Source organism: Modestobacter sp. VKM Ac-2978, from assembly GCF_026968025.1.
Taxonomy (GTDB): Bacteria; Actinomycetota; Actinomycetes; order Mycobacteriales; family Geodermatophilaceae; genus Modestobacter.
On sequence record NZ_JAPVBP010000002.1, the window covers coordinates 170,697 to 192,145 of the forward strand.

General features: G+C 75.0%; 19 protein-coding genes. 9 read left to right on the forward strand and 10 right to left on the reverse strand.

What is annotated here, in order from left to right; translation table 11 throughout:
• Positions 1–22: 22 nt before the first annotated feature.
• A complete protein-coding gene (locus tag O2W53_RS04665; RefSeq protein ID WP_269161865.1) occupies positions 23–988 on the reverse strand; it encodes an ABC transporter substrate-binding protein in 966 nt (321 codons plus the stop codon).
• A gap of 240 nt (positions 989–1,228) precedes the next feature.
• On the opposite strand from O2W53_RS04665, the gene O2W53_RS04670 reads away from it, so the two are divergent.
• The gene (locus O2W53_RS04670; protein WP_269161866.1) at positions 1,229–2,236 is read left to right on the forward strand and encodes a class I mannose-6-phosphate isomerase; all 1,008 of its coding nucleotides are present in this window, start codon (positions 1,229–1,231) and stop codon (positions 2,234–2,236) included.
• A gap of 84 nt (positions 2,237–2,320) precedes the next feature.
• Here the strand turns inward: O2W53_RS04670 and yczE are convergent, their stop codons facing one another.
• Complete coding sequence (gene yczE, locus O2W53_RS04675) at positions 2,321–2,977, reverse strand: membrane protein YczE (protein WP_269161867.1); 657 nt, start codon at positions 2,975–2,977, stop codon at positions 2,321–2,323.
• A gap of 60 nt (positions 2,978–3,037) precedes the next feature.
• Between yczE and yczR the strand changes: the two genes are divergently transcribed.
• Positions 3,038–4,420: an aminotransferase-like domain-containing protein gene (gene yczR, locus O2W53_RS04680; protein WP_269161868.1), complete on the forward strand. Its 1,383-nt coding sequence runs from the start codon at positions 3,038–3,040 to the stop codon at positions 4,418–4,420.
• A gap of 257 nt (positions 4,421–4,677) precedes the next feature.
• On the opposite strand, the gene O2W53_RS04685 is transcribed toward yczR, so the two are convergent.
• From O2W53_RS04685 to bla, 3 genes are all read right to left on the reverse strand, one after another.
• Positions 4,678–5,298, reverse strand: coding sequence for a hypothetical protein (locus O2W53_RS04685; RefSeq protein ID WP_269161869.1), 621 nt, complete (start codon positions 5,296–5,298; stop codon positions 4,678–4,680).
• Positions 5,299–5,347: 49 nt separating this feature from the next.
• Positions 5,348–7,948: a bifunctional FO biosynthesis protein CofGH gene (locus O2W53_RS04690; protein WP_269161870.1), complete on the reverse strand. Its 2,601-nt coding sequence runs from the start codon at positions 7,946–7,948 to the stop codon at positions 5,348–5,350.
• 128 nt (positions 7,949–8,076) lie between these two features.
• Positions 8,077–9,015, reverse strand: coding sequence for a class A beta-lactamase (bla, locus tag O2W53_RS04695; RefSeq protein ID WP_269161871.1), 939 nt, complete (start codon positions 9,013–9,015; stop codon positions 8,077–8,079).
• A gap of 130 nt (positions 9,016–9,145) precedes the next feature.
• Between bla and O2W53_RS04700 the strand changes: the two genes are divergently transcribed.
• Positions 9,146–10,036, forward strand: a complete 891-nt coding sequence (locus O2W53_RS04700; RefSeq protein ID WP_269161872.1) for a LysR family transcriptional regulator — start codon at positions 9,146–9,148, stop codon at positions 10,034–10,036.
• On the forward strand, positions 10,033–10,935 hold the full coding sequence (locus tag O2W53_RS04705) for a serine hydrolase (RefSeq protein WP_269161873.1): 903 nt from the start codon (positions 10,033–10,035) through the stop codon (positions 10,933–10,935). The genes O2W53_RS04700 and O2W53_RS04705 overlap by 4 nt, the downstream gene beginning before the upstream one ends.
• Positions 10,936–10,939: 4 nt before the next feature.
• Here O2W53_RS04705 and O2W53_RS04710 read toward each other — a convergent pair whose 3' ends face one another.
• Positions 10,940–11,449, reverse strand: coding sequence for a flavin reductase family protein (locus tag O2W53_RS04710; RefSeq protein ID WP_269161874.1), 510 nt, complete (start codon positions 11,447–11,449; stop codon positions 10,940–10,942).
• A gap of 26 nt (positions 11,450–11,475) precedes the next feature.
• Here O2W53_RS04710 and O2W53_RS04715 point away from each other — a divergent pair, with 26 nt between their 5' ends.
• The 3 genes from O2W53_RS04715 (at position 11,476) to O2W53_RS04725 (ending at position 14,808) form a co-directional block, all read left to right on the forward strand.
• Positions 11,476–12,900, forward strand: a complete 1,425-nt coding sequence (locus O2W53_RS04715) for a dihydrolipoyl dehydrogenase family protein (RefSeq protein ID WP_269161875.1) — start codon at positions 11,476–11,478, stop codon at positions 12,898–12,900.
• A 30-nt stretch (positions 12,901–12,930) separates the two neighbouring features.
• Positions 12,931–13,890 (forward strand): NAD(+)/NADH kinase, encoded by a 960-nt coding sequence (locus O2W53_RS04720; protein WP_269161876.1) that lies wholly within the window; start codon positions 12,931–12,933, stop codon positions 13,888–13,890.
• Positions 13,891–13,977: 87 nt separating this feature from the next.
• Positions 13,978–14,808, forward strand: coding sequence for an SGNH/GDSL hydrolase family protein (locus O2W53_RS04725; protein ID WP_269161877.1), 831 nt, complete (start codon positions 13,978–13,980; stop codon positions 14,806–14,808).
• A gap of 54 nt (positions 14,809–14,862) precedes the next feature.
• Here the strand turns inward: O2W53_RS04725 and O2W53_RS04730 are convergent, their stop codons facing one another.
• Together O2W53_RS04730 and O2W53_RS04735 are read right to left on the reverse strand one after the other, a co-directional pair.
• A complete protein-coding gene (locus O2W53_RS04730) occupies positions 14,863–17,178 on the reverse strand; it encodes an EAL domain-containing protein (RefSeq protein WP_269161878.1) in 2,316 nt (771 codons plus the stop codon).
• A 140-nt stretch (positions 17,179–17,318) separates the two neighbouring features.
• Positions 17,319–17,621, reverse strand: coding sequence for a DUF427 domain-containing protein (locus tag O2W53_RS04735; protein WP_269161879.1), 303 nt, complete (start codon positions 17,619–17,621; stop codon positions 17,319–17,321).
• A gap of 129 nt (positions 17,622–17,750) precedes the next feature.
• Here O2W53_RS04735 and O2W53_RS04740 point away from each other — a divergent pair, with 129 nt between their 5' ends.
• Entirely contained in the window at positions 17,751–18,803 is a 1,053-nt protein-coding gene (locus O2W53_RS04740; protein WP_269161880.1) for an LLM class flavin-dependent oxidoreductase, read from the forward strand.
• A gap of 10 nt (positions 18,804–18,813) precedes the next feature.
• Here the strand turns inward: O2W53_RS04740 and O2W53_RS04745 are convergent, their stop codons facing one another.
• Positions 18,814–19,548, reverse strand: a complete 735-nt coding sequence (locus O2W53_RS04745; protein ID WP_269161881.1) for a GAF and ANTAR domain-containing protein — start codon at positions 19,546–19,548, stop codon at positions 18,814–18,816.
• An 81-nt stretch (positions 19,549–19,629) separates the two neighbouring features.
• Positions 19,630–20,052 (reverse strand): hypothetical protein, encoded by a 423-nt coding sequence (locus tag O2W53_RS04750; RefSeq protein WP_269161882.1) that lies wholly within the window; start codon positions 20,050–20,052, stop codon positions 19,630–19,632.
• Positions 20,053–20,253: 201 nt separating this feature from the next.
• Here O2W53_RS04750 and O2W53_RS04755 point away from each other — a divergent pair, with 201 nt between their 5' ends.
• Positions 20,254–21,423 (forward strand): hypothetical protein, encoded by a 1,170-nt coding sequence (locus tag O2W53_RS04755; RefSeq protein ID WP_269161883.1) that lies wholly within the window; start codon positions 20,254–20,256, stop codon positions 21,421–21,423.
• The last annotated feature ends 26 nt before the right edge of the window (positions 21,424–21,449 follow it).

Here is a 21,449-nt window from a genome sequence, read left to right on the forward strand (position 1 = left end):
CTCCCACCAGCCGGTCACGCCGTCACCAGCCTTCGTACGAGCTCACGTTGTCCTTGGTGACGAGCGTCGGCTCGAGCAGGGTGACCCGCTCCGCCGGGGCGTTCCCCGCGACGATGTCCTTGCCGACCTCGAGGGCCTCCAGCGCCATGCCACCCGGGTCCTGGGCGGCGCTGGCGACGAAGTTCGAGGCCGGGTCCTCCAGCGCGTTCACGGCCTCGGGGGAGCCGTCGACGCCGACGATCGTCACGCCGCTGCGGCCGGCCTGGGCCACGGCCAGGTCGGCACCGAGCGCCTCGGGGTCGTTGATCGCGAAGATCCCCTGGACGTCCTGGTTCGCGGTGAGCATGTCGGTGGTCAGGGCGAGTCCGCTGGCGCGGTCGTTGTTGCCGGCCTGGCGGGCCACCACGGTGATCCCGGGGTTCTCGGCGAGGACCTCCTCGCAGCCCTTCACCCGGTCCTGCGGAGCCGTCGTGGGGGTGCCCTCGATCATGAAGATGTTCCCCTGGCCCCCGAGGGCGTCCACCAGCGCCTGGCAGGACTGCCGGCCGGCCTCCACGTTGTCGGTCGTGACGGCGGCGGCGGCACCCTCGGCGTCCACGTCGACGGCGACGACCGTGATGCCCGCAGCCTCGGCCCGGGCGACCGCGGAGGCGATCCCGGAGCTGTCGACGGCGTTGAGCAGGATCAGGTCCATCCCCTGCTGGATGAAGGCGTCGATCTGGTCGTTCTGCGCAGCGAGGTCCTGCCGCCCGTCCTGCACGTTCAGGTCGAAGCCCTGCTCCTCGGCAGCCGCCTCCATGCTGTCCTGCATCGAGGCGAAGAACGGGTTGGAGATGTCCTGGAGCATCAGCCCGACCTTCTCCACCTCGCCGTCGCCACCTCCGCCGCCGCCCGCGCTGGTGTCTCCGTTGCTGCAGCCGCTGAGTGCCACTGCGCCCAGGATGACCAGGGCGGTGGACGTGGTCCGGGCCCGAGAGATCGACTTCATCGTCTGTTCCTCCGTTGGATCGTGCTCGAGTCGTGCACCGTAGGACGGTCCCGCCGTCCGGTGGACGGAGGGGACCGTGGACGGGCCGCCGGTGAAAGATAGCTTCGCTCACGACGCCCGCGAGGAGGGTGACGTCCGGTGTCTCCGACGGGTCGGTCGGCTGCCGGGTGATCCCCGTCCGGGCGTCAGCGCGCCTGCCCGGTACGGGTCCCGTCACCTCCCGCCCATCGAGGAGCCTGCATGTCCCTCTCGCCGATCTCGCTGCCCGGCAACCGACCGCCGGACCGGTTCTACGCAGGCGGTGAGCGGATCGCCGAGTTCCGTGGCGTGCCGTGGACCGGCGGCAACCTGCCGGAGGACTGGATCGGTGCCACCAACACCCTGCACGGGGAGGAGGTGCTCGGGCTCTCGGTCCTGCCCGACGGGCGCGTGCTGCGCGATGCGGTCCAGGCCGACCCCGTGGCCTGGCTGGGGGCGGCGCACGTGGCGCGCTTCGGCACCGACACGAAGCTGCTGACGAAGTTGCTCGACGCCGGCCAGCGGCTGCCCGTGCACGTCCACCCGGACACGGCGTTCGCCGCCCAGCACCTGGGGCGGGCCCACGGCAAGACCGAGGCGTGGGTGATCCTGCGCGGGGGCAGCGTGCACCTCGGCTTCGCCCGGGCCCTGCCGCGCGCGGAGGTGCACCGGCTGGTGCAGGAGCAGGACGTCCAGCCGCTCCTCGCGGCGATGCACCGGATCGAGGTCGCCCCGGGCGACGCCGTCCTGGTGCCCGCCCGGATGCCCCACGCGATCGGCGAGGGCGTCTTCCTCGTCGAGGTCCAGGAGCCCGAGGACCTCTCCATCCTGATGGAGTGGCGCGGGTTCGCCATCGACGGCGAGCGCGACGGTCACCTGGGGCTGGGCTTCGACCTCGCGCTGGAGGCCGCCGACCTGACCGCTTGCTCCACCGAGCAGGTCGGTCGGCTCGTGCGGCGAGCCGAGGGCAGCGGCTCGGTCCTGCCCGGGCAGGCGGCGGAGTTCTTCCGGGTCGACCGGATCGCTGCCGGCGCGGTGCTGGACGCCGGGTTCGGCGTCGTCGTCGTCACCGGCGGGAGCGGTCGGCTGCGGGCCCAGGGCGGGGAGCAGGCGACCCCGGTGCGTGCCGGGCAGACGGTCCTGGTGCCCCACGCGGCCGGGGAGCTGGTCCTGGAGACCGACGGCGGCGACGTCGAGGCGCTGTGGTGCCGCCCGCCGGTGGCAGGCTGATCGGTCAGTCGCTGCCCACCGCCTCCTCGGCGTGCGGGTCCTCCTCGCGGTGCGGGGTGGACGGCGGCACGAGGACGTCGTCGCTCAGTCGGTGGGTCCCACCGGCACTCCGGGCACCGCGGCGGGGGCCACCGCTCCGTCCCGGAGCCGGAACACGGGCAGCATGCTGTGCATCAGCGGCCCGATCGCGGCGGCGTACAGCACCGTCCCGACGCCGACGGTGCCGCCGAGCAGCCAGCCGCCGCCCAGCACCAGCAGCTCGATCGTCGTCCGCACGACCCGCACGGAGTGACCGCGGGCGGCGATGCCGGTGGTCAGCCCGTCGCGCGGCCCGGCGCCGAGCCCGGCGCCGATGTAGGCGCAGGTGGCCACCGCGTTGAGCAGCACCCCGGCCAGCAGCAACGGGATGCGGGCGCCGAGCGCCTCCGGTGCCGGCAGCAGCACCAGCGTGGCGTTGATGGACAGCCCGATGAGGACGACGTTGCACAGGGTCCCGAGGCCCGGGCGGCGGTGCAGCGGCACCCACAGCAGCAGCACCACCGCGCCGACCAGGATCGAGCCGGTGCCGACCTCGATGCCCAGCACGCCGGCCACTCCCTGGTCCAGCACGCCCCAGGGCATCTGCCCCAGCCCGGCCTGCAGCATCATCGCGACGCTGACGCCGTACAGGGCCAGGCCCCCGAGCAGCAGCGCCAGCCGGGCGGGACGGCGGTCGACGGGCACCGGGTCGATCAGTCGCATGAGGCCACCCTGGACGACTTGGCCCTGCCCGAACAGGGCCAAGTCCCGCACAATGGCCCGGTGCGCACCGACCGGCTGGCCGACCTCCTGGGACCCTGGCTGGACGGCGGCCGGGCCTACGCCGGCGTGGCCGCCGGGATCCGCGGCCTCGCGCTCGACGGCCGGCTGTCGGTGGGCGCCCGGGTGCCCTCGGAACGCCAGCTGGCCCAGGCGCTGGGCCTGAGCCGCACCACGGTCACCGCCGCCTACGACGTGCTGCGCGGCGAGGGGTACCTGCACAGCGCGGCAGGTGCCGGGAGCCGGGTGACCCTGCCGTCGTCCGCGCCGGTCCGCCCGGACGCCGATCCGGGGGAGCCGGCCGTCGTCCGGGACCTCACCATCGCGGCCGCACCGGCACCCGCCCAGCTGCTCGACGCCGTCGCCGGGGCCACCGACGACCTGCGCCCGCTGCTGGCCGGCCACGGCCTGCACCCCTACGGCCTGCCCGCGCTGCGCACCGCGGTCGCCGGGCACCTGACCCGCCGCGGGCTGGCCACCGAGCCGGAGCAGGTGCTGGTCACCAACGGCGCGCTGGCGGGCTGGGACCTGCTGCTGCGCACCGTCACCCGGCCCGGGCAGCGGGCACTGGTCGAGCAGCCCACCTACCCCGCGGCGCTGGACTGCCTCGCGGCCCACCACCTGCGGCCGGTCGCACTGCCGGTGGGCGCCGACGGCTGGGAGCTGCCCGGCGCCGCGGCCGACGTCGCGCTGGTGACCCCGGACGGGCAGAACCCCACCGGCCTGCTCGCCGACGACGGCCAGCGCCGGGCGTTGCTGTCCGCCCTCGACGCCCCGGTGGTCGCCACGGACGAGACGTTCGCCGAGCTGGTGCTCGACGGCGCCCGGCCCACCGCGCTCGCCGCGCTCGACCGCCGGGTCGTGACGCTCGGCTCGATGAGCAAGGCGTACTGGTCGGGGCTGCGGGTGGGCTGGGTGCGCGCCGAACCGGCGCTGCTGGCCCGGCTCGCCCAGGCCCGCGGCACCGTCGACCTCAGCAGCCCGGTGCTGGAGCAGCTGGTCGCCGTCCGGCTGCTCGCCGTCGCCGACGAGGTGCTCGCTGACCGGGTGGCCTGGCTGACCGCCGCCCGGGACGGGCTGCTCGCCGCGCTCACCGCCCGGCTGCCGGACTGGCGCGTCGTGCGGCCGCGGGCCGGCTCGGTGCTCTGGGCGCAGCTGCCGGGGGAGAGCTCCACCCGGCTGGCCGCGCACGCCCTCGACCTGGGCCTGCGGGTGACCCCGGGACCGCGGTTCACCGTCGACGGCACCGCCGACCGGTGGCTGCGGCTGCCGCTGAGCGTGCCGCCGGAGCAGGCCGACGAGGTGGCCGCCGTGCTGCAGGCCGCCTGGGCGCGCACGGCGAGTGGCGCCGACAGCCGCCGCACCCCGTCCCGCTGGACCGCCTGACCGGCGGTGCCGCCTGGCGGCTGGTCAGCGCGTGTCCGCCCAGTGCCGCCGTTCGGGGCCGGTCGGCGGCGGATCGGTCGGCGGCGCGGTCGGGCTGGGGCAGCAGGCCCGGCAGGTCTCACCACGATCGCGCCCTGGCTGCTGCGGGCCCTGCGCACCCCGGCGCGGACGTGCCGCAGCGGCTGGTGTCAGTCGTCGGGGACCTCCTGGCCTGCCATGCGCGGCGGGCCACCGCCGGGACCCGGCCCCGGCCCGGGTCAGGCGAGGCGTTCGGCGACCGCGTCGAGGTAGTCGTCGGCGGGGGTCAGCAGGGCGGGGTCATCGCCGTCCGTCCGGGTCACCACCAGCAGGACGACGGCACCGTCGGACACCAGCCGGCGGTCCACCTGCTCGGCCCCGGGGACGGTGCGGACGATCCGCGTCCCCGACCAGTCGTCGGTCGACCACTGCTCGACCTGCTGGGCGTGCGCCCCCGGCGTCTCGGTGACCCCGTCGCCGTCGAGATCGAGGTCCTGGGTGACCGTCCAGGTGCAGGCCGACGCGGCAACGGTGGCCTCGGAGACGAGGGTCTGGGCCGCGTCGGCGTCCTCGGCGGTCCAGAGGTACGCCTCGACGGTCGTGGGCGCCGACTGGAGGTACGCCGCCTCCGGGTCGCCGAGTCCGGCGGGCAGCCCCGGGGGCGTGCTGGCCGTGGCCGTGGGGTCCGGGTCGCACAGCGTCGCGGGCGTCGGCCGTTCCGCGACCGCCACGAAGCCGTCGAGAGACACGTCGAGCACGTCCCTCGAGGCCGTGCCTCCGGTGCCACACCCGGCCAGCACCCCGCCGGCCAGCACCCCGCCGGCCAGCACCCGGCCGCTCAGCGCCGCTGCTCGTCCCATGCCGCCGCTCCCTCGTCGTCCCCGGAGGGGGAGGCTACGACCCGAGCGGTCAGAGGAGCTTCAGGGTGAGGGCGCGCCGGCCCTCGTCGCTGCGGGCGGTGGCCATCCGTTCGGCGCTCGGGGTGCCGTAGTCCGTCGTCCGCTGGCGGGCCGGACGGCCGATCGCGGCGGCCATCGACTCCAGCTCGGCGATCGTCTTCAGCGACCCGTTGCCGGAGCCGGCCATCCGGCTGATCGTCTCCTCCATCAGCGTGCCGCCCAGGTCGTTGGCGCCGCCGTCCAGCATCGCCTGGGTGCCGGTGTCGCCGAGCTTCACCCACGAGGTCTGGATGTTGTCGATCCGGCCGTGCAGCAGCAACCGGGCGACAGCGTGCACCGCCCGGTTCTCCCGGTTCGTCGGCCCCGGCCGGGCCACGCCGGCCAGGTAGATCGGCGAGTTGTGGTGCACGAAGGGCAGCAGCACGAACTCGCGGAACCCGCCGGTCCGGTCCTGCAGGGCGGCGAGCGTGCGCAGGTGCGCGACCCAGTGCGCGGGGGTGTCGACGTGGCCGTACATCATCGTCGAGGTCGTCGGCAGGCCCACGGTGTGCGCCGTCTCGACGATCTCCAGCCAGGTCGCCGTCGGCAGCTTGCCCTTGGTGAGCACCCAGCGGACGTCGTCGTCCAGGATCTCCGCCGCGGTGCCGGGGAGGGAGTCGACGCCGGCCTCCTTCGCCGCGGTGAGGAAGTCGCGGAAGCTCAACCCGGTGCGGGCGGCGCCGTTGACGACCTCCATCGGTGAGAAGGCGTGCAGGTGGATGTCGGGACGGCGGGACTTCACCTCCCGGGCCAGGTCGAAGTAGGCGGTGCCGGGCAGGTCGGGGTGGATGCCGCCCTGCATGCAGATCTCGGTCGCCCCGCCGGCCCAGGCCTCGTCGACCCGGTCGCCGACCTGCTGCATCGACAGGGTGAAGGCGTCGGCGTCGGTGCGCCGCTGGGCGAACGCGCAGAACCGGCAGCCGGTGTAGCAGACGTTGGTGAAGTTGACGTTCCGGTTCACCACGTAGGTGACGTCGTCGCCGTTGACGTCCCGGCGGACCGCGTCGGCGAGCGCGCACAGGTGCTCGAGGTCGGTGCCGTCGGCGCCCAGCAGGGTCAGGTACTCGGCGTCGGAGAGCCCGGCCGGGTCCTGCTCGGCGTGCAGCAGCGCGGCCAGCACCTCCCGGTCGCCGACGGTCAGTGCGGTGGAGGAGCCGTCGCGGGCGGCGACGGTGGCCTCGCGCAGCTCCGACCAGTCGCCGTAGACGGCGTCGAAGTCGCTGCGCCGGTCACCGGTGCGGCCCACGGTGTCGATCTCGGTGTGCAGGTCGACCCGGCCGGAGGAGGTCCACGCCTCGTCCGGCTCCTGCCACGGCAGGCCCACCGGGAGCCGGCCCTCGACCGCCAGGCCGTCGGAGCCGGCGAGCGCGGAGACGTGCGGGCGCACCCGCGGGTCCAGCCACGGCTCGGGCTGGGTGACGTAGCCGGGCTGGGCGGCCAGCCGCTCGCGCAGCGTGAACCCGGCCTCGGCGCTCAGCGCGGCGAGCTTGTCGATGTTCGGCCACGGCCGCTCGGGGTTGACGTGGTCCGGCGTCAGGGGCGAGACCCCGCCCCAGTCGTCGACCCCGGCGCGCAGCAGCAGGCCCAGCTCGGTGGAGTCGCTCAGGTTCGGCGGTGCCTGCACCCGGGCGGACGGGCCGAGCATCAGCCGGCTGACCGCGACCGCGGCCACGTACTCCTGCAGGTCCAGGTCGTCGTGGGCGGCCATCGCAGTGCGCGGCTTGGCCCGGAAGTTCTGCACGATGACCTCTTGCACGTGCTGGTGCCGCCGGGCCGAGGCGCGGATCTCGGCGATCGCGTCGACCCGCTCGGCGTAGTCCTCCCCGATGCCCAGCAGCACGCCGGTGGTGAACGGGACGGCGGAACGGCCGGCGTCCTCCAGCACCCGCAGCCGGACGGCGGGCTCCTTGTCCGGGCTGCCGAAGTGCGGGCCGCCGGGCTCGGACCACAGCCGGGTCGCCGTCGTCTCCAGCATCATCCCCATCGAGGCGGCGACCGGCTTGAGCCGCTGGATCTCCTCCCAGGACAGCACGCCGGGGTTGAGGTGCGGGAGCAGCCCGGTCTCCTCCAGCACCCGGATCGCCATCGCCCGGAGGTAGCCGAGCGTGGAGTCGAAGCCGTGCGCCTCGAGCCACTCGGCAGCCACCGGCCAGCGGTCCTCCGGGCGGTCGCCCAGGGTGAACAGCGCCTCCTTGCAGCCCAGCGCGGCCCCGGCCCGGGCGACGTCGAGTACCTCGTCCGGCGACAGGAACGGCGCCTTGCCCTGCGCGCGGAGCTGGCCGGGCGTGGTCACGAACGTGCAGTAGTGGCACCGGTCGCGGCACAGGTGGGTGAGCGGGATGAACACCTTGCGGCTGTAGGTGACCACCCCGGGGCGCCCGGCCGAGGCGAGCCCGGCGTCACGCACCCGGGAGGCGGCGGTCAGCAGCCGGTCCAGCGGTTCACCCTCGCCCAGCCCGCGGGCGTGCAGCAGGGTCTCGGCCTCGGTGGCGTCCAGCGTCACCCCGCGCTCGGCGCGCACCAGGGCGCGGCGGAGGGCGGAGTCGGTGGGTGCGGGGATGGGCTGGCTCATCAGGGTCACGACGCTAACCCCGCGTCCCGACACCCGCGTTCCCCGGCTCCCCGTCCGGCCGCCGGCCGGCCATGTCGGCCGACATGGCCGGAGCTCGCGGGGGCGGACGGGCCGCTCCGGCCCGGGGGTCAGCGGAGGGCGGTGGCGGCCACCTCGGCGGCGCGGGCGACGACGGCGTCGGAGGGCTCGGCGTCGGCGCCGGGGTGGGTGGAGAGGACGGCGAGCACGATCGGGGCCCGTCCCGGCGGCTGGACGACGGCGATGTCGTTGCGGGTGCCGTGCTCCGCGCTGCCGGACTTGTCGGCCACCTCCCACCCGGCGGGCACGCCCGCGCGGACCAGAGCGGCCCCGGTGGTCGCCGTGCGCATCCACTCCAGCAGCAGCGCCCGGTCGTCGGGCTCGAGCGCGTCGTCCACGGCGACCGCCCGCAGGTCGGTGGCCAGCGCCCGGGGCGTGCTCGTGTCCCGCTCGTCGCCGGGGACGGCGGTGTTCAGCTCCGGCTCGTACCGGTCGGCCGAGGTCGTCTCGTCGCCGAGCTCGCGCAGCTCCTGCTCGAACGCCTCGGTGCCGCCCAGCTGGTCCACGAGCAGGTTGCCGGCGGTGTTGTCGCTGACCTGCACGGCGGCTGCCGCCACGTCGCGCAGCGTCATCCCGGTGTCCACGTGCAGCTCGGTCACCGGGGAGTACGTCACCAGGTCCTCGGCGGTGTAGGTGACCACCTCGTCCAGCTGGGCGGGCGTCGTCCGGTCGAGCACCGCGGCGGCGGCCAGTGCCTTGTAGGTGGAGGCGTAGGGGAAGAGCTCGTCGGCGCGGTGCTCGACGACCTCCTCGGAGCCGGTGTCCACGGCGAAGACCCCGAGCCGGACGCCGAACTCGGTCTCCAGCGCGGCCAGGGCGGCCTCGGCCGCGGCGTCGGTGGACCCGGTCTGCGCAGCGGAGGTGGCGGCGGAGGTGCTGGTCGCGGGAGCGGCGGACGGTGCGTCCGGCGAGCCGCAGCCGGTCACCAGCAGCAGGAACGGGACGGTCGCGGCCAGTGCGGCGCGCGTCCGGGGGCGTGGCAGGGACATGAGTCCTCCGGTCCGGGGAGGCGGCGGACGAGGAGGTCCGCCGCGCGACGACCCCACCCTGGGTGCCGGACGTCATGCGGTCCAAGACGGAAGTGGAGGGATCGATGCGGGATCGGCATAGGTTGGCGGAATGGACGTCCTCGCCGGGTGCCGGGCCTTCGTCGACGTCAGCGCCCACGGCACCTTCACCGTCGGCGCCGCGGCCGGCGGGATACCGCAGTCGGTCGCCAGCCGGCGGATCGCGGCGTTGGAGGAGCACCTGGGGGGCAAGCTGTTCGACCGCACCTCCCGACAGGTGCGGCTCACCCCCTTCGGCCGCGACCTGCTGCCCTCGGCCCGCCGGCTGGTGGAGCTCGCCGACGCGATGGCCGAGCAGGCCCGCAGCGCCCGGCACCGCCCGTTCCGGCTCGTCCTGCCCGAGACCTGCGCCGCCCCGGTGCTCGCGCAGCTGGTGCTCGACGCCCGGCGGCACGGCCTGCACCTGGAGCTGGAGAACGCCGGTCCGACCCGGCGCAGCGAGCTCGCGCACACCCCGGAGGTGGGCGCAGCGGTGGTGGCGGTGCCTCCGGAGGAGGCCGGCTGGCAGGTCCCCCTGGGGCTGGCGGGCCGGACCGCCCCTCGGACGGCGGTGGTGCACCTGGAGACCTTCCGGCCCGGCCGCACCGACAGCGGCCCGCGGCGGCGCATCTGGGTGCAGCCGGAGGACGACGTCCCGCACGTGCGCGACCGGCTCACCCGGCTCCGCGATGCCGTCGGGCTGCACCCCGGCCAGCTCGGCGTGGCCCGGTCGCTGGTCACGGCGGCGGCCCAGGTGCTCGGCTCGGCCGACGTGCTGCTCTGCTCCGCCGTCCAGGCCACGGAGCTCGGGCTGCACTGGCGGCCGCTGGGCGAGCTGGCCGTGCTGCGGGGCTACGACGTCGCCGGGCGAGCCCGGGAGGACGTGCAGCGACTCCGGGGTGAGCTGCACGCGTCGGTGGGGCGCTGCCTCGGCGTCCCGGAGCACGTCGGGCCACCGGCGTGAGCGCGGCGGTGGTGCTGCACGAGGCCCGGTCGGCGTTGCGGGTGGCCGGACTGCGGGCCGGGCTCCTGGTGCGGGACCTGGCGACGGGCGAGGAGATCGGCCTGGAGCCCGACGCGGTGTTCCCCAGCGCCTCGCTGGTCAAGGTGCCCCTCGCGGTGGCCACCCTGGAGCGGATCGAGCGCGGCGAGCTCGACGGGGCCACCCAGCTGCGGGTCGGCCCGGTCGAGGTGGGCGCACCCGGGCCACCCGGGATCAGCCGGTTCCGGCACCCCGCGACCATCGCCATCGATGACCTGCTCTACCTCGCCGTCGCGATCAGCGACGGGGTGGCCGCCGACGCGCTGTTCGAGCTCACCCCGCCGGACCGGGTGCGGGCCGAGCTCGCCCGGCTGGGCATCGAGGGGATCGCCGTCCGGCACCTGGTCTGCGACCTCACCGACACACCCGCCGAGCGCTTCACGGAGGACGAGGTGCACCTGGCGCACGTGCTCGCCCGGTCCGCAGGCACCGGCGGGCGAGGGCACGCGGTCGCCCAGCTGGACGTGACCAGGGCCAACTCCGGCAGCGCCCGGGCCCACGTCGACCTGCTGCAGGCGCTGTGGTCGCCCTCGGCGATCGCGCCCGCGGTCGCGCGACGGGTGCGCGACCTGCTGGGTGCCAACCTGCACCGGCAGCGGCTGACCCCGGACTTCAGCACCGACGCCTCCCGCTGGTCGTCCAAGACCGGCACGCTGCTCAACCTCCGGCACGAGGTGGGCGTGGTGGAGCACGCCGACGGGCAGCGGTTCGCGGTCGCCGCACTGTCGGAGTCACGAGTCGCCGCCGTGCACCAGCCGGGCGCAGAGGCCGTCCTTGCGCAGGTGGCCAGGCAGCTGCGGGACGTGCTGCGTGGCGGGTGAGCCGTCAGGGGCGCCGCAGCGGCGCACCCGCCCCGTCGGTCCAGCGGCCGCGCAGTCGCACCAGCGGGTCGCCGTCCCCGAGCACCGGGACGCCCTCCACCGTCAGCAGCACCACGACGTGGCTGCCGGCCTCGACCACCGAGGCGACCGTGCAGTCCAGCGCGGCCAGTGCGCCGTCCAGCACGATCGCGTCGCTGACCGGGGCGCGGTGCCACGGCACCGACTCCAGCAGGTGCCGGGCGCTGGGCCGCCCCGCCGTGGCGAACCGGCTGGCCAGGATCGCCTGCCCGGTGCTCAGCACGTTCACCGCGCCGCTGCCGATACCCTGCAGCACCTCGGCCGGGTACCCGTCGGCGGCCAGCCCCACGGCGATCAGCGGGGGGTCGGCGGAGACGCTCATCATCGAGGTGACCGTCGTCCCCACGTCGTCGATGTCGTCGCGCACGGTCAGCAGCACGACACCGGCGGCGTACTGGCGCAGGGCGGCGGCGTGGTCGGCTGGATCGACAGGCACGGGGGTCAGTCGACCACAATGCCCAGGTGACCACTGCGGAGCAGACGTTCGACGTCATCGTCCTGGGCGCCGGATCGACGGGGGAGAACGTCGCCGACATCGCCACCCGTGGCGGGCTGAGCACCGTGCTGGTGGAGAGCGAGCTGGTCGGCGGCGAGTGCTCCTACTGGGCGTGCATGCCCAGCAAGGCGCTGCTGCGCGGCAGCGAGGCGCTCGCCCAGGCCCGCGCCGTCTCCGGCGCCGCAGCCGCGGTCACCGGCGAGCAGGACGTCGCCGCCACCCTCGCCCGCCGGGACGGCTTCACCAGCCACTGGGACGACGCCGGCCAGGCGCAGTGGGTCGAGAGCGCCGGGATCGCCCTGGTGCGCGGGCACGGGCGGCTGGCGGGGGAGAAGCGGGTCGTCGTGGCCCAGGACGACGGCACGGAGCTGGTGCTCACCGCCCGGCACGCCGTCGCCGTCTGCACCGGGTCCCGGGGCGCCGTCCCGCCGGTCGAGGGTCTCGCCGACGTGCAGCCGTGGACCCCGCGGGAGGCAACCAGCGCCAAGGAGGCACCGGGCCGGCTGCTGGTGCTCGGCGGCGGCTACGTCGGCAGCGAGATGGCCACCGCCTGGCAGCAGCTGGGCTCCTCGGTGACCCTGCTGCAGCGCGGGGGCCGGCTGCTGCCGGCCCTGGAGCCGGCCGCCGGGGAGGCGGTCGAGGCGTCGCTGCGGGCGATGGGCGTCGACGTCCGGCTGGGCAGCGAGGCGCGCTCGGCCCGGCGGGAGGACGGCGGCGACGTGGTGCTCACGACCGCCGACGGCGAGTTCCGCGGCGACGAGGTGCTGGTGGCCACCGGCCGCGCCGCCAACACCGACGAGATCGGGCTGGACACGGTCGGCCTGGAGCCGGGCGGGTACCTGGACGTCGACGAATCGCTGCAGGTGCCCGGCCTCCCGTGGCTCTACGGCGTCGGCGACGTCAACGGCCGCCAGCAGCTGACCCACATGGGCAAGTACCAGGCGCGCCAGGCCGGCGCCGCGATCGTCGCCCGGGCGCGCGGCGAGCAGGTCGACCTGGCCGACTGGTCGCCGTTCGTCGCCACCGCCGACCGCCGGGCGACGCCGAGCGTGGTGTTCACCGACCCGCAGGTGGCGGCGGTCGGGATGACCGCCGCCCAGGCCGTCGACGCCGGCGTCCCGCACCGGGTCGTGGAGTACCCGATCGGCAGCATCGCCGGCGCCTCGCTCTTCGCCGACGGCTACGCCGGGACGGCGATCGCCGTGGTGGACACCCAGCGCGAGGTGCTGCTCGGCGTCACGTTCGTCGGCGCCGGCGTGGCCGAGCTGCTGCACTCGGCGACGATCGCGGTGGTCGGCGAGGTGCCGATCAGCCGGCTCTGGCACGCCGTCCCGTCCTACCCGACGATCAGCGAGATCTGGCTGCGCCTGCTCGAGACCTACCGGGGCTGACGGGTGCACGATGGCAGCCGGATCGGCCTCGTGCTCCACCCGTACCGCGACTGCGTCGGCGCGGTGGCCCAGGTGCTGGCCTGGACCACGACGCACGGGGTGGAGCTGGTCGCCGCGGCGGCGGACGTCGAGCGGCTGCACCTGCACGGCGTGACGCCGGTGGACGTCGCCGAACTGGCCAGCAGCTGCGACGGGATCATCGCCCTGGGCGGTGACGGCACGCTGCTCGGCGCGATGCGGATGGTGGTCGCCGACCCCGTCCCGGTGTTGGGCGTCAACTTCGGCCGGCTGGGCTTCCTCACCGAGGTCGAGGGCCAGGAGCTGGACGGGGCGCTCACCGCGCTGGCCGAGGGCCGCTCGACGCTGGAGTCGCGCAGCTGCCTGGTGGTGCGGGGGCCGGGCTGGGAGACCGTGGCGTTCAACGACGTCGTCCTGGCCCGGGTGCCGGGGGAGGGCATGGTCGACGCGACCCTGTCGGTGGCCGGCCGCCGCTACGGCCACTACCGCAGCGACGCGCTGATCATCGCCACCCCGATGGGGTCGACGGCCTACAACTTCGCCGCCGGCGGTCCGGTGATGTCCCCCGGGGCCGCGGGCGTGCTCGTCACCCCGTCGGCGCCGCTGAACGGCATCGACCGCACCGTGGTGCTGGGGCTGCACGAGCCGCTGCACCTGGCGCTGCCGGAGACCGCCGGCCGCCCGGCCGTGGAGGTGGACGGCCTGGTGGTCGGTCGCCTCGGGCCGGGGGACGAGCTGCACGTCGAGGCCCGCGCGGACGCCGGGCTGCTGGTGCGGCTGGACGACTGGCTGGCCGCCGACCGCAGCCGGGTCAAGCTCTCGCTGCTGGACCTGCCGCTGCTGCCGGAGGAGCTGGTGGAGTTGCTGCCCGAGGAGCTGCGCCGCCGGACACCGGGCGGGGTGCCGGCCCCGGGCACCGGCCCGGCGCGCGCTCCGCAGGGCGCCCGCGGGCCCGGCGACGAGGTCGGCTGAGCCGGGCGGCCTCAGGGCAACGGGGCAGCCGGGGCCGGCCGGACCCCGTCACCCTGGCGCCCGGAGGGGCGTGGTGCAGTAGGGGACGTGCAACCGGGCAGTGATCGTCGGACGTGGCAGCGGTACATCGCGCTGGGGGACTCCTTCACCGAGGGCCTCAGCGACCCCGAGCCCGGGACGCCGGACTCCTTCCGGGGCTGGGCCGACCGGCTCGCCGAGCACCTGGCCGCGGCCTCGCCGTCGGGCACCGTGGAGTACGCGAACCTCGCCGTCCGCGGCCGGCTGCTGGCGCAGGTGCTGACCGAGCAGGTGCCGGTCGCGCTCGCCTCCCGACCGGACCTGGTGAGCCTGGTCGCCGGTGGCAACGACCTGCTGCGCCCGGGCGCCGACCCCGACCAGCTGGCCGCGGACCTGGAGTCCGCCGTCGTCTCCCTCCGCGCGGCCGGTGCCGACGTGCTGCTGGCCACCGGCGTGGACCCACGGCAGACGCCGATCATCCGCCGCACCCGGGGCCGGGTCGCGGTCTTCAACACCCACCTGTGGTCGATCGCCGCTCGGCAGGGCGCCGTCGTGCTGGACCAGTGGGGCGCCTCCTGGGTCCAGGACGCCCGGATGTGGGACCCGGGCGACCGGATCCACCTGACGGCCGAGGGACACCGACGGACGGCGCTGGCCGCCGCGGCCGCGCTGGGCGTCCCGGTGGCCGGCGACCACACGGACTGGCGCACGCCGCTGGACCCGGCGCCGCCGCTGCCGGTGTGGGAGGTGGTCGGGCAGGAACTGGCCTGGGTGCGCGGGTTCGTCCTGCCCTGGATCGGACGCCGGTTGCGCGGTGAGTCCTCGGGCGACGGGCGGGCGGCCAAGCGACCCGACGCGCTCCCGTTGCGAGCCGGCGTCGTCGCCGTGCCGGACTCCTGAGCCGGAGAGAGGACTCCTGACCCGGGGGACGGACGCGCAGGTCCGTTCCCCGGGTCAGCTGCGGCCGACCTCCGGCAGGTCGCCGGTGTCCAGGCCCAGCCGTTGCTGGAAGGACTCCAGCCACGGGCGCAGCCCGGAGAGGTCGGTCGGGTCGGCGGTCAGCGCCCGCAGGTCGCCCAGCTCCGCGGGCTCCCGCGGCCCGGGGACGCCCGGGGCGTCGGGGGCACCGTTGGCGGCCAGCAGCGCACGCAGTTCCAGCAGCGCGCTGGAGGGCCGGAAGACGCCCGGGTCGAAGGAGTCGCCCTGCGGTGGCCCCGCCTCGGGGACCTCGTCGCGCGCCGGGGCATCGGCCGACGGCGTGGACGGGGGCTCCGTCGTGGTCCCCGGGAGCTCGAAGGAGTCGAGCTGGGGGACGGCGGCGCTGCCCACGGCCGGGCCGGGCCCGTCGAGGTCCTGCTCGGCGAGCGCGGCGCCCAGGTCGAACCCGGGTCCGGTCTCGTCGTCGTCCGATCCGGACCACTCCGGCTGGGACTCGGCAGCGGAGCTGTCACCGGCTGCCGGGGCCGGGTCGGGCGTCGGGTGCACCGGCGGGTCGTCGAGGTCACCGAGCCGCAGGGGTGCCGGGTACTCGTCGAGCTCGCGGGCCGGCAGCGGGGCGGGCCGGCCGAAGGCGTAGCCCTGGGCCATCGCGCAGCCGTGCTCGCGCAGCCAGCGGGCCTGCTCGCCGTCCTCGATGCCCTCGGCGATCACCTGCAGGCCCATGCCCTGACCGAGCTGGAGCAGGCCCTGCACCAGGGCCGCGGTGGCCGGCTGGGCGACGATGTCGGCGACGAAGGAACGGTCGATCTTCAGGGTGTGGATGGGCAGCCGGTGCAGCGCGGTGATCGCGGAGTAGCCGGTGCCGAAGTCGTCCAGCGCCAGGGTCACGCCCGTCTCGGTCACCGTGTCGACGGCGTGCAGCGTCGCGTCCGCGGCGAACAGCGCGGTCGACTCGGTGATCTCCAGCTCCAGCCGGTCCGGCGCCAGCCCCGACTCGGCCAGGGCGTCGGCGACGAGCTCGCTGAAGCCCGGCTCGGCCAGGTGCCGGGCGGAGATGTTCACGTGCACCCGGAGGGAGGGGTCCCAGCCGGCGGCGTCCCAGCAGGCCTGGTGCAGCACCCAGGCGCCCAGCCGGGAGGTGAGCCGGTTGTCCTCGGCCGCGGACAGGAACGCGCCGGGGGGCAGCAGACCGCGGGTCGGGTGCTGCCAGCGGATGAGCGCCTCGTAGCCCAGCAGGTGCTCGTCGGACAGCGCGACGATCGGTTGGTAGAACAGCCGCAGCTCGCCGGCCTCCAGCGCGTGCCGGAGGTCGGTCTCCAGCTGCAGCTGGTCGACGTAGCCCTCGCCGAGCGCCTCGTCGTGCACCTCGATCCGGCCCCGGCCGCCGCTGGCCTTGGCCCGGGCGAGCGCACTGTGCGCCTGGCGCAGCAGGGCCTCGGGGGCGAGGTCGGAGCCCAGCGTCATGCCGACGCTGGCCGACAGGGTCACCTCGCGGTCGAGCACGTGGAAGGGCTCGTCGAGCACGCCGAGCAGGCGGTCGGCCAGGGTGTGCAGCCCCTCGACGTCCTCGACGTCCTCGGCGAGGACGAGGAACTCGTCGGCCCCGAAGCGGACGGCGGTGTCCTCCACCCGGGTGCTCCAGCGCAGCCGGTCGGCGACCTGGCAGAGCAGCTGGTCGCCGCCCTCGTGGCCCAGGGAGTCGTTCACGGCGGTGAAGCGGTCCAGGTCCAGGTGCAGCAGCCCGACCAGCGTGCCGCGTCGGCCGGACGCGGCCAGGGCGCGCTGCAGCCGCTCGGTGAGGGCCCGCCGGTTGGGCAGCCCGGTCAACGGGTCGGTGAAGGTGCGGCGGACCAGGTCGTCCTCGACCCGGCGGCGGTCGGTCACGTCGACCAGGGTGAGCAGCACGAACTGCGGCTCGCCGTTGCTGTGGTGGACGAGCTCCTGGGTCTGCATCGCCCAGATGCTGCTGCCGTCCGCACGGCGCAACCGGCGCTCGCCGACGACCTGCAGCTGGGGGTCCAGCAGCGGGGTGCCGGGCACGTGCTCGGCCGCGCGGTCCTCCAGGGGGACGTCGTCGGGGTGGGTGAGCAGGTCCAGGTGCCGGCCGACGAGCTCGCCGGAGGTCCGGCCGGTCAGCTCGCACATCGCCGAGTTGACGACGAGCAGCCGGCCGTCCGGGTCGACGACGGCCTTGGCGACGGGCGCGGACAGGAAGAGGGCGCGGAAGAGCTGGCCGCGGTCGGCCAGCAGCACGTCGGCCGCGCTCAGTCGTCGCCCGGCAGCGCCGGCGGGCCCGGGGGCGCCTGGCGACTCGGGGGCGGGGATGGTCACCCGGACAGCCTGGACCATGCCCCGCCCCCAGCCGGGGAACCTGCACGGGTCGATTGTGTTCGTGCCGTCACTTTCCGTGACCGGTCGGCCTCAGTCGTCCCGCCGGCCCGCTGTGACACACCGACCCCGCCCGCGGCGTGTCACTCGGCGATGGTGACCTCCCGGGAGAAGGCGACGTAGCCGGCGAAGTCCTTGCCGACCCGGTCGACCGCGGACGGCTTGAGGTCGGGGTAGCTCCAGGCGCCGTCCTTGCGGGTGCCCGCGGGCGTGACCACGTCGAAGTACTGTGCCGGCCCCTTCCACGGGCAGGTGTAGGCCGTCGGGCTCTCGGTGAGCGAGCCGGCCGTGACGGCCGACGGCGGGAAGTACCAGTTGCCCTCGATGCGGACGAGCTCGGACTCGGGTGCCTCGGCGATGACGGTGTCCTCGACGGTCGCGCGCATGCCTGCTCCTCCGTTGGTTATGACCCTGGACACATCCGGCAACGCACGCACCGCTCCAGGTCATCCCACCGTGGGTCCGGGGAACACCCCCGGCCCCGCCGACGCTCGCCGCAGTGCAGACGATGAGAGGTGAGTGCAGTGGACAAGCGGATCGGTTTCCTGTCCTTCGGGCACTGGCAGTCCATCCCCGGCTCGCAGGTGCGGACCGGGCGGGACGCGCTCGTGCAGAGCGTCGAGCTCGCGGTGGCCGCCGAGGACCTGGGCCTCGACGGCGCCTACGTGCGGGTGCACCACTTCGCCCGGCAGCTGGCCTCCCCCTTCCCGTTGCTGACCGCCATGGCCATGCGCACCAGCCGGATCGAGCTGGGCACCGGCGTCATCGACATGCGGTACGAGAACCCGCTCTACATGGCCGAGGAGGCCGCCGCCGCCGACCTGCTCAGCGGTGAACGGCTGCAGCTGGGCGTCAGCCGCGGTTCACCGGAGACGGCGCTGCGCGGCTCGGAGGCGTTCGGCCACGTGCCGGACGACGGCCGCAGCGACGCCGACCTGGCCCGGCGGAAGACGGCGCTGTTCCTCGCGGCCATCAGCGGCGAGACCGTCGTGGACGCCGACCCGCGGATGACCGGTGGCGCGTCCGGGCGGCTCGCCGTCCAGCCGCAGTCCCCGGGGCTGCGGCAGCGGATCTGGTGGGGGTCGGGTACCCGGCAGACCGCGGTCTGGACCGGGCGGCAGGGGATGAACCTGATGAGCTCCACGCTGCTCTCGGAGGACACCGGGGTGCCCTTCGACCAGCTGCAGGCCGAGCAGATCGAGCTGTACCGCGCGGCCTGGGCCGAGGCCGGCTGGGCGCACGAACCGCGGGTCTCGGTCAGCCGCAGCGTGCTGCCGATCACCAGCGACCTCGACCGGGAGTACTTCGGTTCGGGCCGGGGCGGTGACGACCAGGTCGGCATCCTGGACGGCGTGCGGGCCCGGTTCGGCAAGAGCTACGTCGGCGAGCCCGACCAGCTGGCCGAGGAGCTGGCCAAGGACGCCGCCGTCCGGGACGCCGACACCCTGCTGCTGACCGTGCCCAACATGCTGGGCGTGGAGTACAACGCGTACCTGCTGGAGACGGTGGCCAGGCACGTCGCCCCGGCGATCGGCTGGACCCCTCCGGCGGAGCGCGCCGCGGGCTGACGGCCGACGGTCAGTCGATCGTCATGGCCCCGGTGCTGGTCAGCTCCTCGGCGACGTCGAACAGCTTGCGGTTGGTGTGGGACGACGCCCGCACCAGCAGCTCGAAGGCCTGTGCCGCGGTCAGCCGGTGGCGCTCCATCAGGATGCCCTTGGCCTGGCCGATCAGGTCGCGGTTGTCCATGGCGCTGCGCAGGTTCGACTCCTGCCACGCCGCGGACAGTGCGATGGCGGCGTGCGAGGCGAAGATCTGCCCCACGGACTCCGACTCGGCGTCGAAGGAGTGCGGCTTCTGGGCGTAGAGGTTCAGGGCGCCCAGGTTGTCCCCCTCGGTGAACAGCTGGAAGCTCAGCATGCTGCCGGCTCCCCGCCGGGCGGCCTCGCCGGCGAAGCGCGGCCAGCGGGACTCGCTGGCGAGGTCGTCGACCCGGACGGTCTGCTCCTCGCGGAGGGCGTCCAGGCAGGGCCCCTCGTCGAACTCGGACTGCAGGGCGTCGATCTGCCGGGCCTGCTCGCTGGTGGCGGCCTGTGGCTCGACGCGGCGGCGGATGACCAGGCTGATGCTGGCCATGTCCGTGCCCGGCACCGTGTCGACCGCGGCGGCGGTGATCGACGCCAGCGTGCGGTCCACGTCGCCGTGTTCCTGCTGCAGGGTGCGGGCGATCCGGCCCATCACGTCCCCCAGGTCGTCCTGCATCCGACTGGGGTGATCCGGCCCGGTCTCGGATGGGATCTGGGGAGCGGACATGCGGGAAAGCGTAGGCCGCCGGCAGGTGGTCCGAGGTGCCCCGTCCGCGTCACCTCGTCGCCGGCAGCGCGTCGGGGGGTGTCACTCCTCGAGGGGTGACACCTCCCCGGTCAGCTCCTCCGGCACCGGGACGCCGGTGAGCTCGAGCAGCCGACGCACGGTCTCCTCGACGAAGAGGTCCTCGGGGTCGTCGTCCTCGTCGTCCGGGGCCAGCAACGCCGCCACGTCCCGGGGGTCGACCTCCCGCCCGGTCGCCAGCCGTGCCCAGTGGGCGAGCCCGCGGGCCTCGGCGTCGTTGTCCACCGGCGCGCTCGCGGTCGGGTCCTCGAAGTAGACGCGCGGCTGGAACCCGAGGTGGCACCGGCCGCCGCCGTCCCCGCTCGGCCGGTAGTCGATGGTCGCGATGTCGCTGTCGTGGACGTCGATGACCAGGTACGGCTCGCGGCGGGCGTCCGGGCTGGTCCAGGTGCCGTCGCTGTAGGTGAACGTCCCGAAGAGGCCCATGGCGGGGCAGGCTATCGACCGACGTACCGACCAGCCGGACCCGCTCGCTCGCGGCCGGGTGCGGTGAGCAGCCGGCGGCTGAACGGTGAGAAGACTCTCTCGGCTTCCCCGGGCGTGCCTCGCGCCGACCCCGCAGGCTGTGACCGGCCTGTGACATCAACCGTGAAACAGACGGGTCGTCCACGCACCCCCGTCGGCGAGATGTCCGAACCCCTCAACGCGCTTGGAGCCCTCGTGCGCCCGTCCCGCATCGTGCTGGCAGCGCTGGTCGCGCTGTTCGCCACCGCCACCGCCACCGCCACCGCCACACCCGCTGTCGCCGCCCCGACCGGCGGATCAGGCGGCCCGCTCACCGACCGCACGTTCCAGACGTTCACCGGCGCCGGGTACACCGCCCAGCACCACCTGTACGCGGCCGGGATCGACCCTTCCCAGCCGGTCGGGCTGCTCGTCTACGCCGACGGCACCGGCGAGTACGGGTTCGAGAACCCGTCGGCCAGCTACTCACTGGGTGGGGTCAACGGGGTCGTCGCCGTGGCGAAGCGGAACAACATGGTCCTGCTGGTGCCCTCCAGCCCCAACCGCGCCTGCCAGTGCTGGGAGCGGGGCGACCCGACCGGGTACGCCGACCACCTGGCCGCGCTGATCGACTCCGTCTACGGCCAGTACGACATCGACCGGGACCGCGTGTGGCTGGGCGGGTACAGCACCGGGGCGCAGCTGACGACCCGGTTCCTGTTCCCCCGGCACTCGGAGCTCCTCACCGGCGGCGGGACCATCGTGATCGGCGGGGGTGGCGCACCCGCGGTCGCCGCGGACGCGTTCCCCGCGTCGCTCAAGGCCAACGTGCACATGCACTGGGACACCGGCGAGCTGGACACCGACACCAACGGGTCCGCGCCTGGTGGCCTGAACTCGCTGAACGGTCCCTACGGGGCCAAGGTCGGCGAGGCCTGGTACGCCGACCGCGGTTTCCAGACGTCGCACGAGCACCCGGCCGGGGTCGGCCACGCCCGCAACGGTCAGTTCGGCACCATCATCGAGGGCGTCCTCAACCGGCACGCCACCCCGATCGCCGGGTCCGAGCCCGCGGCCAGCCCGCAGCCGTGGGAGCACACCGTCACCCCGAGCCGCATCGGCGTGACCGTGTCCGCTTACGTCCCCCCGAACACGTCGCGGACCACCCTCCGGGTCTCCGCCTCACCGTTCGGCTCGCAGACCGGCTTCTACACCTACCGCACGACCAGCAACGACGTCGTCCCGCTGTCCATCAACAGCAGCCTCTCCCCGGACAGGTCCTACTACTACCAACTGGAGACCGGGACGGACCGGACGGTGGTCGCCTCGGGCACCTTCCGGACGCTTCCCTGACCCGGGCGCCGAGACGCCCTGCGCAG

What these genes read in the sequence shown, in the direction of transcription:
- yczE (WP_269161867.1), bottom strand. Translation starts at nt 2,977, where the DNA reads ATGCGACTGATCGACCCGGTGCCCGTCGACCGCCGTCCCGCCCGGCTG.
- O2W53_RS04685 (WP_269161869.1), bottom strand. Translation starts at nt 5,298, where the DNA reads ATGGGACGAGCAGCGGCGCTGAGCGGCCGGGTGCTGGCCGGCGGGGTG.
- O2W53_RS04735 (WP_269161879.1), bottom strand. Translation starts at nt 17,621, where the DNA reads ATGCGCGCGACCGTCGAGGACACCGTCATCGCCGAGGCACCCGAGTCC.
- O2W53_RS04665 (WP_269161865.1), bottom strand. Translation starts at nt 988, where the DNA reads ATGAAGTCGATCTCTCGGGCCCGGACCACGTCCACCGCCCTGGTCATC.
- bla (WP_269161871.1), bottom strand. Translation starts at nt 9,015, where the DNA reads ATGTCCCTGCCACGCCCCCGGACGCGCGCCGCACTGGCCGCGACCGTC.
- O2W53_RS04700 (WP_269161872.1), top strand. Translation starts at nt 9,146, where the DNA reads ATGGACGTCCTCGCCGGGTGCCGGGCCTTCGTCGACGTCAGCGCCCAC.
- O2W53_RS04670 (WP_269161866.1), top strand. Translation starts at nt 1,229, where the DNA reads ATGTCCCTCTCGCCGATCTCGCTGCCCGGCAACCGACCGCCGGACCGG.
- O2W53_RS04690 (WP_269161870.1), bottom strand. Translation starts at nt 7,948, where the DNA reads ATGAGCCAGCCCATCCCCGCACCCACCGACTCCGCCCTCCGCCGCGCC.
- O2W53_RS04750 (WP_269161882.1), bottom strand. Translation starts at nt 20,052, where the DNA reads ATGGGCCTCTTCGGGACGTTCACCTACAGCGACGGCACCTGGACCAGC.
- O2W53_RS04745 (WP_269161881.1), bottom strand. Translation starts at nt 19,548, where the DNA reads ATGTCCGCTCCCCAGATCCCATCCGAGACCGGGCCGGATCACCCCAGT.
- O2W53_RS04755 (WP_269161883.1), top strand. Translation starts at nt 20,254, where the DNA reads ATGTCCGAACCCCTCAACGCGCTTGGAGCCCTCGTGCGCCCGTCCCGC.